Here is a 9,500-nt window from a genome sequence, read left to right on the forward strand (position 1 = left end):
AAAAAAAGAGCTTCCGTTTTACGGAAGCTCTTTTTTTACTTACACATTTTCTTTACTAAAACTTCTTTCCAAACTTCTACCAAGTTACCGTTTTCGTCTAGTTCAAAGAATAGAATCTTTTCTTTTTCATAATAATAGCCATTCTTAGCGCAAGAACATTCTTTGTCATTCTCTTTGTCTTTTCCACAAGTCCCTGAGTTCCCATCATTTCCATTGTTGCCATTGTTACCGTTGTTACCGTTGTTTCCGTTGTTTCCGTTGTTTCCATCATTTCCATTGTTGCCGTTGTTGCCGTTGTTGCCGTTGTTTCCATCATTTCCATTGTTGCCGTTGTTGCCGTTGTTGCCGTTGTTTCCATCATTTCCATTGTTTCCGTTGTTGCCGTTGTTGCCGTTGTTGCCGTTGTTGCCATCATTTCCATTGTTTCCGTTGTTGCCATCATTTCCATTGTTTCCATTGTTTCCGTTGTTTCCATTGTTGCCGTTGTTGCCGTTGTTGCCATTGTTGCCGTTGTTTCCGTTGTTGCCGTTGTTGCCATCATTTCCATTGTTGCCGTTGTTTCCGTTGTTATCTTTATCTTTATCTTTATCTTTATCTTTATCTTTGTCTTTATCTTTGTCTTTATCTTTGTCTTTATCTTTATCTTTGTCTTTATCTTTGTCTTTGTCTTTGTTCTTATCTTTCTCTTTGTCTTTCTCTTTGTCCAAATCAATACCCGCAATGTAACCGTCATCCGTTTTAGTAGGGTCAAGTGGGTCTTTTCCACCTTGTTCTTTATTAGTTACATTTTCTTTTGAACTATTATTTGAACCTGTGCCACCTTGTTCTTTATTAGTTACATTTTCTTTTGAACTATTATTTGAACCTGTGCCACCTTGTCCATTATTGGCTACATTTTCTTTTGAACTATTATTTGAACCTATTTCTTTGTTACCTTTATTTGGTTTATTTCCATCCCATCTATTAATAAGACCTATGCCATTGTGTCCTTCGGAAGATGTTTTGTCTTTTTGTTTATTCAACAAATCATTATTCTCTTTCTCTGTTTCAGATAAAAAGGATGACATTTTTGTTGTATTGTAAATCACACCTGTTTTTGTATCTAACAGATAAGTATTGATAGAATCATTTGAATCTCTCAGATTAGATACATCAACATCATTGTTGTTACCTTTATTCGAATGAGTGCCCTTAATAGTTTGAGCAAAAGCAACATTAGGGTCATCATCCGTTATAAAAGGTATAGTTGGTGATGTTGTCTCATCTTGGTCACTGCTGTTGTCTTCTGGCGAATCTTTTTTATGTGGTTCTCTACCCATTGCAAAATTTGATTTAACGTTACTTTGATTGCCGATAAAGCTATATATCATTTTGTTAATATCAAGCCCACTCATATTTAATATGAAAAATGCAGCAATTAAAGTAGGTACTAAAAGAAATCCTGCACGGGAGTAACCGGAAAAGATGTTTTTAAAATTATTAATATATAAGTCATCTGTGGTAAAAACAATCTCTTCTCCAACTTGCTTGTTTGAAAAAGTATTTTTGTTCACACGAAGAAAGTCCCCTTCTGAACCGAATACAACAAAAAACTTTTTCTTTTCTTCTAATATCAAACCTTTCAATGAAGTATCCCCTCTACCCAGTATTCTTTTAGTAGCTTATATTCACCAGCTAACAATATTGTTAAACCAATGATATAGGCTTCATTTTTTACAAGAAAACTCTCCTTTACCGAAATATTAGAAGTTACTTCCAAAACAGGAATGCTTCTTTGTAAAAAAAGTTTTTCTTTCATATGTTTATTTTCCGTGATGCTTTTCGCTATAGATAATGCTAAATGAATATCTTTTTCTTTTCTTGGCTTTTCATTTACCATCGAAGAAAAATTCAAGCCGAAAGGTTGTAAATCTTTGGAAAATTTCAAAATTTCCTTCTTTCGTTTATCAGCATTGTCTATATTTGCGACTTCAGATAGATTTTTATGTATCGCCTCATCAGCGAAATCTCTTTCTGGATTCTTCTTTCCAAAGAGAGCTTGGAATTTTCGCAAAACACTGACCTTCTTTTTCGGAACAGTTGATTCACTTCTTGTTGTAATCAACATTATGTTTGTGTTTACCTCCCTTCTTTCTAATGATACTTCCCCCTCGCTGGGATGTAATTGCTTGTTGACCCCTTATCATTAAACAACATACCTTACTATTCTTACCGAAAATAAATAAAATGGCAATAGTCCAATTCATCCCAAATAAATTGATTTTATTTAAAATTTAAAAAGGATAAGTTAATTGAATAAGCTTGAGCATGTACAGCCCTAACTTATGAGGTATTCTAAGGAAGATTATAACATTCTAAACAAACATAATGCTACAAATTTACATTGAAATGAAGATATTAACTATTTTACTATTTCAAGACAATGAAATTACAAATATACGGATTTTAACAAGCTCTCTTTGTGTATCGAAGAATTAAAAAAGTCTGCTTATACAGACTTTATTTAAAATCCCTTTTTGCGATATAACGCTTAACATAACATTGCTTAATAGCAATATCATGTTTAAATATGTACGATTAAGAAAAGACTCTTTTCTCTTGGCAATATAAACGCGCAACGTGACCCTTATCAGCAACGACATCATGTGTAATATGTACAATCACGAAATTCTTTTTAAAGTCATTAAAGTGAACAAAAATTTGTTCATTTTCGGAAAATTGCCATTCACTCTCAAAAGATGTCATTTTCTCGCCTATTGTTGTATAGATTTCATATTTTTTCAATCTAAACACCTCTTCTTGTCAAAATTTTAATAAAAGATACCACATTTTTATATATATTCTAGGAAATGTGTTTGTTTTCTTCATTAAACTAAAAAATTAACAAAAAGAGCGACTATACCCTTGCCAAATAACAAAAGTAAAATAAACCACTATATATGTATTGAACGAATCAACCTTTCTTTCCTCACCATCATCGTACATATGTTCTTGTTTTATCATACAAAAAAATGTTAAAAATTTCAACAGTTTTTTGTAACCAATAATATTACAAATGGAGATTGTTGTAAGTTATTGTTACGTAAAGACAGAATCTTCACCATTTTTTTTCATATGTAGTATTATTTTAAAAATCTAGTGTTGATAATGCTTTTCACTAATTTTTTAATAGGTTTTTAATAATAAAAAGTTAATTAGTAATTTAAGCAATTATTTCAGAATGATATTTTTTTATTAAAGAGGTGTAATATGGGACACGAACATAATCATAGTCATAGCAATAAAAAAGTTTTATTTTTTGCTTTTTTTATAACTACTTTGTTTGCTCTATTAGAAGTAATATATGGTTTCATAACAGGCTCACTACTTCTCCTGAGTGAAGGTGGGCATATGTTAAGTGACGGTTTATCATTAGGGCTTGCCTTTTTCGCAGTAGTTTTAGCAACAAAGGCTGCAACAGCAACAAAAATGTTTGGATATAAACGAGCAGAACCTATTGCTGCATTTTTAAATGGGTTAGGACTTATTGCAATTCCTATTTTTGTAATATGTGAAGCTGTGAAACGTTTAATTTATGGAAGTGGACAAATTTTAAGTAAGGAAATGCTTGTGGTTGCGGCAATTGGCTTAGTTGTGAATCTAGCAGTTGCTTTTGCATTAAGTAGAGGTGAAAAAGATAATATTAATGTAAGAGCTGCTGCTCTCCATGTTCTTGCAGATTTACTGAGCTCTGTTTCAACAATTATTGTGAGTTTGCTAATCATGTTTTTCAACTTCACTATCATAGACCCAATAGCAAGTATTATTGTATCGTTAATTATTCTTTCTGGTGGATGGAAAATTACAAGGGAATCTCTTAATATCCTAATGGAAGGTAAGCCTAAGGGGTTTGATGTTGAAGAATTAAAGAAAGAGATTCTAAATGTGGATGGAGTTTCTACTATTGAAGATATCAAAGTTTGGAGTCTTTCTGGAGATTCACATTATCTGAACGCCCATATTACAATTTCTGATGAAACAAAATACAAAGAAATTATGGAAAACATTCATGAATTAACTCATAAATATGACCTTCGTGAGACTGTTCAAATTACTTATTAATTCTCCAGCCATCTAATCATTTTAATAAAGGTGCAATTCAAAGGTGCAATTCAAAGGTGTAATCAAAAATAAAAACGCAAGCTAATTTGTTGCTTGCGTTTTTGCTTATTTTCGTTGATTTACTTAGTTACCAGACTCATAAATGCTCCAATCGCCCCAGCTTTTATAAACCTCCTGATTTTGTTCGTTATTCTTTACTATATTTCCAACATCGTGTCGATAATTGTGCCAAAAAGTATACAAAGCATCATCATTTCTCAAACAGAAGTCAAATTCCAAGCAATCATCGACTAAATCAATGCAACCGCTGTCTAAAAGACCAATATCCTCTTCTTTGATTCTGCCCTTTTCATTTAATTCGCTTATAATGATTTTTTTAAATTGATAAAAACCATTCATTTTGAATTCCCCCTTATTAAGAAAGCCTTATACATTAATTTGCAATTTCTGTCTTTTCCCCTCTTGCTCTATTTTCATCACCAATTGCATAACCATTATCATTCTATTAAATGGCTCTTATTTTTCTGGATATAAAATAGAAAAAGCAAGGGACATAATGTACCTTACTTTTTATAATTTTAATGTCAATTTAATCCGAAGTGCATAATATCTTCATCAGTTGGTTCAAAATAAATCACATACGCTTTACGGTCCTCATTGATTTCGAATGAATGAACGTTTCGCTGTCCTAAACCCTCTATTTCTACTGCATTCTTCAGTAAATATCTTATTACTTCATTTTGACCAGATAACCAAATATACGTAGCCAGTGGCATATTATCAGCTTTATTATGATTATAGGGTCGAAACTCCAAAATATTTTTATCTTCAAAAATATTAACTTTTTCATCTTCAAAAAATGTAGATTTCCCTTTATTTTCTAAAATCACCACATCTTCACCATCAATCATTTCATTCCATATCAATTTGTATCGATTTCCCCCTATAATAAGGTATTGGCAAAGTTGTCGTGCATATACTCCATCTTCCCCAATAAAAGAGCTGTTGTATTCTTTAAACTCCGTGTATTGGTCATTTTCTCGAATAAAATATTTTAGATTTAAGTTATTCATAGTTGTTTCCTCCTTGTAATATGTTTTTTTGATTTTTTATATGATACACTTAATTTTTCTAAAAACAAGATTTTCCCAAAAATATGAAGTAAAGTTGAAGCTCGCCAACAAATCATAATAGGGAAAAGGTAGTTGTAAACAAAAAAACAAGAGGGGGCTCCTCTTGTTTTTTATTTTGAAAAATATTTAGTTTTTTCTAGCATAGGGATTAGATATCTCTAATCTTTTTTGAAGTGCTCTTTTTGCCTCTTGTTCTTTCTGAACATCTAATCCTGTATGAAGTCCTCTTTTTGTTTCTTGCTCCTTCTGCACAAAATCTAATAATAACTTTGCTCTTAATTTAGATACATCGGATTCTTTGATTGCATTGGTCCAACTTCCATATATATCTATAATTATTTCACAGCTAGGAATCACAGAAAAAGGTTCTTCAGCTAAAAGTTTCTTCCTATAATTATCGTACACTTGGCTGGTTATGTTCCCATTGTTTATTAATGCACAATTTCGGATATGAGTAGAACAAAGTTCTTTTGGATAAGCCTCCAAAGCGCTATCCCATAAATTTATGGATTTTAAGATGGTTCTCCATTTCCCTAAAGCTCTAATCATTTGTTTTGAACTAGGATATTCAGGATGATTATATTTCTCTATGAATGCATCATACATTTCCTCACTTGGATTACTTGGAAATTCAGTGACAAATTGAATTAAGATTTCTTTACAATATTGTTGAAATTCTTCTTTTGATTTAATTTCCGCCTGTTTAACCGCATTGCTCCACGTTCCAAAAACGTTAATAATCACATTAAATGTAGGTGTTCTATTGGATTGTTTATAAATAACAGTCGATATGTATCCTCCGTTTTCCTTTGCGCATTGTTGAAGTTGTTCAATGCACTCTTTTTCCAAAACTTTCATTTCCATTGTATCTCACACCCTTCTTTGTAATTATACAAGCCTACTACTGATAATTCCATATGCAAAAAAAGACCAGGTTTCTAACAAAAAATCGATATTTTTTTTATTTTTAAACAAAAGGTAAATTTTTACAATATAATGTTAGAAATTTTTAAGGGGGAACACTCTAGTATGACACTGTTTTTTGGGGGAAAAGAAAATTTTAAGTTATTCGCATCAAGCCTTATTATTCTAAATGGTAGTTATCATCTTTTAGAAGAAAAACCAGAAAAAATTTACGAAGTTGTCGAAGTTTCATCGCAACCTATTATAGAGAAAAGAACCATTGAAATTCCAAATTTCGTTAAAAATCCAATGAATTTTTCAGTGGATTTTGTTCCTATTTTTGATGAAGTAGTTAGGTCTAAAATAAAAGAGGCTATAACAAGAAACGATGTATATCAAAGAATCGGATTAGACGGGGCTTTATATGGAAACTTATTTACGAAATATCCAGAGTTAACAGACACCATTTTGGAAGCATCTGATAGATTTACAGTTAACCCGTTTTTTCTAGCTGCTGTCATTATGCAAGAGAGCGGTAATGGGACTTCGAATGCTTTATACGAAAGAAACAACACATCTGGAATGCGTTGTGTACGTGCAGAATCTATTGAAAAAGTAAAAAAAGAATATCCCAAATTCGGAAATATTGAATGTATGTCGATTGATGAACATGGAGAATATGCTGTATTCGATTCGATTAAAGATTCAATTATATATACAGCTTGGACATTGCGAGAGAACTACTTAAATAAAGGATTAACGACGGTTCGGTCCATCGGAGAAATTTATGCTCCTATTGGTGACGAAGGTGACATAGAAAATCTAAATAAGGAATGGATACCTAGTATTAAATCAAGATTAAATCAGTTTGGTTTAGCGAATGTGGAATAAATATAGGACATTACAATTTTAAATAAGCAAGGGAACCTCCCTTTCTTTTATCATTTTTAGCGATAAAACCCCAATCTAAACACGAAATGGTAGGTTGGGAAAGATGTAAACATGCACAAGAAACAAAAAGACACCTTGATAGGTGTCTTTGTATGTGATATATCCAAGTGTTTAATATATCTTAGCCGAAATATTTATACTCTATATACATATCATTGTCAATGAAACGGACATTTTTTAAACTGCCGCTTCTTCAACTTTGTTTACTTCCTTCTTATCAACAATTCTTGCTAACGATTGAGCTCTTTGTAAAAATGTGAAAAGTGCTCCAAAATCATTACCCTCCAAGCTAAGTTCTTGTTTGATTTCATTCAATTGTTGTTCAACTACTTTTTTACCCTTTTCCACTTCAACTAATTTCTTGTTAAGGTTTTCATTTTCTACAATTAAATGTTTGTAATTATTAAGAAAAAGAATAAGTGCATCTATGTCAAAAGGTATTTCTTCGGGTAATTGTATTTCTTCATCAGAAACAACAGTATCCAGTTCTGTGGTTAAAGATGCTTTTGTTGTATGAACAAATTCCTTCTCCTGCATTTTCGTAATTTCTGGCGTATACTTTTTTGGTTTGTTTTTTCTACCTTCTGTTTTTGCAGATGATAATTCCTCTGCGTATATTTTTCGAACTTCGGAATTCCACCTAAATCCTATTGCTGATGCTGTTCTTCCAACTTGAGAGGCTACTACATTAAATGCTTCTACTTGGGTTCCTCCATTTCCAACTACATTTATCACAGTATCCCCTAGTAGTTTATCTTCTTCAGGTGTCCATGAGTCTTTACGATTGTTTTTAACCATCTAGATTCCTCCTTTAAAAGAAGTATTGTCACCGTTTTAATAAAATTAGATATAAGTTAAGTAATACATATATATGTAATGACATTTAAAATAAGACATATTATTTAACAAAAAAATAGAGTAAAAACTTCTCTGCTGCTTCCTATATAAAGAAAATAAAACACCTCCGATATATCTAAATATAATCGGAGGTGTTTTTGCCCTTTATTAATTTGCCCATTATTACCGCATCACTTTTTATTGTATATACATAGTATATACAAATAGTTTTAGTTTTGCAACTTATATACTTATTTTTTAAAATTTAACATTACCTTTTCAAGAATTTTTCTAACTTTCAACAATACTTTTTCTAATTTTTGTTTTTCTCGATATGTATCGTGGTGCGCTTGTATTTCCCAAAGTAAAGGCTCTACATAGGTTTTAGCAGAAAAGAAGAAGGTTGAATGTTCTTCGTATTTGTTTCTTGCTTCTTTGAAAAAAGGAATGTAATGTTTTTGTGTTTCCCTGGCTTGACGTATTTTCTTTTTAAATGGAGCATAGCGTAATGTCGCAAAGTTATTCATTCTATCTGCTGTTTTAATGAACGTAGCATCTTCATCTTCAAGTATAGCCGCAAGATAAATTTTAAGATTTTCTTGTTTTGTATAATCTACACCTTTTTTCTTCGATAATTTATCAACGATTTCAGCTACTCTTGGATTAAACATTTCCGAAATCTTCTCAATTGTATATCCAGGTACATCCTCTACTATGTCATGCAATAAAGATGCAATAAGAAGGTTTTCATCTTTATTTTCTTTTATTCTCGCATTGATTAAAATTTGAGTGACATCAACAAGATGATAATAATAATGTACTCCATTATGGCGCTTATAACCTTTCTCCGCACACATCTCTTGTATAACTAATTTTAATGCTCGAATAGCATTTGGGTAATTCAAACGTTTGAGTTCTTTGAATAGATGCTTGGTACGACTACTTAATGTTTCTATGGCTATGTCCAATGTAAACACTCCTTAAAATAAAAATGAAAATCATCAAATGTTTGTTTCCCAACAAATCAAGTCTTATGAATTCATGTAACTGCTAAGTGTAGATATTTTCTAATATTAAAAATGATTTTATATATATTATTTAAAAATCTGGTAATTTCCTATAAATAAAGATAATTAAAATACATTCATTTTAATTAAATTACAGATTTTGCGATATGGGAAAGCCCATGTAGGACTTTAGTCCGCCTTTAGGCATGGGATGAAAGTATCGCTTTTGCGTAGCAAAACATGGTATACTTCATTCATAGTCATGCAAAAGACTCTAAAACAACTGTTCTCTGAAAATAGAATACATATCAGGTTGGAGTAGCAAATTCTTCTACTCCGTAAAATGTATTAAGTCGTCAAGAACAAGACGTTAAAACATTTGAGAACCAACAATCTGTACGGTATGGTCACAGTACCGTAGCCCACGAACCTATATGGTCTGTTGTGGGAGTGGTGATGGCACACCGCAATCTTGCACGTCAGCGATACCAGAAATGGACTTCGCCTTTGGTAGCAAGAATCCCACTGACGTTAGTCAGCTTGCCCCTTTAGGGGTGGGAGTGTCAAT

At 31.8% G+C, this 9,500-nt stretch carries 10 protein-coding genes; 2 read left to right on the forward strand and 8 right to left on the reverse strand.

Features of this window, described 5'->3' with window-relative positions; all coding sequences use genetic code 11:
- Positions 1 to 35 precede the first annotated feature (35 nt).
- The 3 genes from PDL00_RS06595 to PDL00_RS06605 all read right to left on the reverse strand — a co-directional run bounded on the left by PDL00_RS06595 (position 36) and on the right by PDL00_RS06605 (position 2,784).
- Entirely contained in the window at positions 36 to 1,625 is a 1,590-nt protein-coding gene (locus PDL00_RS06595) for an anti-sigma factor domain-containing protein (RefSeq protein ID WP_270727768.1), read from the reverse strand.
- Positions 1,622 to 2,107 carry a hypothetical protein gene (locus PDL00_RS06600; protein ID WP_270727771.1) on the reverse strand — a complete coding sequence of 162 codons (486 nt, stop codon included), beginning with the start codon at positions 2,105 to 2,107 and terminating at the stop codon, positions 1,622 to 1,624. Before PDL00_RS06600 ends, PDL00_RS06595 begins: the two co-directional genes overlap by 4 nt.
- Positions 2,108 to 2,577: 470 nt before the next feature.
- A complete protein-coding gene (locus PDL00_RS06605; protein WP_141463040.1) occupies positions 2,578 to 2,784 on the reverse strand; it encodes a hypothetical protein in 207 nt (68 codons plus the stop codon).
- A 465-nt stretch (positions 2,785 to 3,249) separates the two neighbouring features.
- Between PDL00_RS06605 and PDL00_RS06610 the strand changes: the two genes are divergently transcribed.
- Positions 3,250 to 4,101, forward strand: a complete 852-nt coding sequence (locus PDL00_RS06610; protein ID WP_270727773.1) for a cation diffusion facilitator family transporter — start codon at positions 3,250 to 3,252, stop codon at positions 4,099 to 4,101.
- Positions 4,102 to 4,224: 123 nt separating this feature from the next.
- On the opposite strand, the gene PDL00_RS06615 is transcribed toward PDL00_RS06610, so the two are convergent.
- The 3 genes from PDL00_RS06615 to PDL00_RS06625 all read right to left on the reverse strand — a co-directional run bounded on the left by PDL00_RS06615 (position 4,225) and on the right by PDL00_RS06625 (position 6,098).
- Positions 4,225 to 4,500 carry a hypothetical protein gene (locus PDL00_RS06615; protein WP_270727776.1) on the reverse strand — a complete coding sequence of 92 codons (276 nt, stop codon included), beginning with the start codon at positions 4,498 to 4,500 and terminating at the stop codon, positions 4,225 to 4,227.
- A 185-nt stretch (positions 4,501 to 4,685) separates the two neighbouring features.
- The gene (locus tag PDL00_RS06620) at positions 4,686 to 5,174 is read right to left on the reverse strand and encodes an RNA helicase (RefSeq protein ID WP_270727778.1); all 489 of its coding nucleotides are present in this window, start codon (positions 5,172 to 5,174) and stop codon (positions 4,686 to 4,688) included.
- A 186-nt stretch (positions 5,175 to 5,360) separates the two neighbouring features.
- Positions 5,361 to 6,098 (reverse strand): homing endonuclease associated repeat-containing protein, encoded by a 738-nt coding sequence (locus tag PDL00_RS06625; RefSeq protein ID WP_270727780.1) that lies wholly within the window; start codon positions 6,096 to 6,098, stop codon positions 5,361 to 5,363.
- A gap of 165 nt (positions 6,099 to 6,263) precedes the next feature.
- Between PDL00_RS06625 and PDL00_RS06630 the strand changes: the two genes are divergently transcribed.
- Positions 6,264 to 7,028 (forward strand): glucosaminidase domain-containing protein, encoded by a 765-nt coding sequence (locus PDL00_RS06630; RefSeq protein ID WP_270727784.1) that lies wholly within the window; start codon positions 6,264 to 6,266, stop codon positions 7,026 to 7,028.
- Positions 7,029 to 7,265: 237 nt separating this feature from the next.
- Here the strand turns inward: PDL00_RS06630 and PDL00_RS06635 are convergent, their stop codons facing one another.
- Positions 7,266 to 7,886 (reverse strand): hypothetical protein, encoded by a 621-nt coding sequence (locus PDL00_RS06635; protein WP_270727786.1) that lies wholly within the window; start codon positions 7,884 to 7,886, stop codon positions 7,266 to 7,268.
- Between the two features lie 290 nt (positions 7,887 to 8,176).
- The gene (locus PDL00_RS06640; RefSeq protein WP_270727788.1) at positions 8,177 to 8,893 is read right to left on the reverse strand and encodes an HD domain-containing protein; all 717 of its coding nucleotides are present in this window, start codon (positions 8,891 to 8,893) and stop codon (positions 8,177 to 8,179) included.
- Between the last annotated feature and the right edge of the window lie 607 nt (positions 8,894 to 9,500).

It is taken from the genome of Bacillus cereus group sp. TH152-1LC, from assembly GCF_027710505.1.
Taxonomy (GTDB): domain Bacteria; phylum Bacillota; class Bacilli; order Bacillales; family Bacillaceae_G; genus Bacillus_A; species Bacillus_A mobilis.

What these genes read in the sequence shown, in the direction of transcription:
- PDL00_RS06600 (WP_270727771.1), bottom strand. Translation starts at nt 2,107, where the DNA reads ATGTTGATTACAACAAGAAGTGAATCAACTGTTCCGAAAAAGAAGGTC.
- PDL00_RS06620 (WP_270727778.1), bottom strand. Translation starts at nt 5,174, where the DNA reads ATGAATAACTTAAATCTAAAATATTTTATTCGAGAAAATGACCAATAC.
- PDL00_RS06610 (WP_270727773.1), top strand. Translation starts at nt 3,250, where the DNA reads ATGGGACACGAACATAATCATAGTCATAGCAATAAAAAAGTTTTATTT.
- PDL00_RS06630 (WP_270727784.1), top strand. Translation starts at nt 6,264, where the DNA reads ATGACACTGTTTTTTGGGGGAAAAGAAAATTTTAAGTTATTCGCATCA.
- PDL00_RS06635 (WP_270727786.1), bottom strand. Translation starts at nt 7,886, where the DNA reads ATGGTTAAAAACAATCGTAAAGACTCATGGACACCTGAAGAAGATAAA.
- PDL00_RS06625 (WP_270727780.1), bottom strand. Translation starts at nt 6,098, where the DNA reads ATGGAAATGAAAGTTTTGGAAAAAGAGTGCATTGAACAACTTCAACAA.
- PDL00_RS06615 (WP_270727776.1), bottom strand. Translation starts at nt 4,500, where the DNA reads ATGAATGGTTTTTATCAATTTAAAAAAATCATTATAAGCGAATTAAAT.